Here is a 239-nt window from a genome sequence, read left to right as displayed (position 1 = left end):
CAGCCTCCAGGCCCGCTACGAGAATGCCTTCGCGCCGATAGAGGTACAGCTCAAGCGGCGCTATGACCTGGTTCCCAATCTGGTCGAGGCGGCCAAGGGCTATCTGAGTCATGAGCGTGGCACCCTGGAAGAAGTGCTCAATGCCCGCAACACGGCGGTGGGCGCCTTGAATGCCGCAGCGGCGCAGCCCGTCAGCCTGGACGCGCTGGCCCGACTGGCTGGTGCCGAGTAGGGGCTGG

Annotated in this window: 1 pseudogene; it reads left to right on the top strand. The window is 66.1% G+C overall.

Features of this window, described 5'->3' with window-relative positions:
• Positions 1–229: pseudogene (locus R2R70_RS22875) on the top strand (LemA family protein); the annotation flags it as partial.
• Positions 230–239: the final 10 nt, after the last annotated feature.

It is taken from the genome of Cobetia sp. SIMBA_158 (assembly GCF_046566945.1).
Classification (GTDB): domain Bacteria; phylum Pseudomonadota; class Gammaproteobacteria; order Pseudomonadales; family Halomonadaceae; genus Cobetia; species Cobetia amphilecti.
This window is presented reverse-complemented; position numbering and strand designations above follow the sequence as displayed.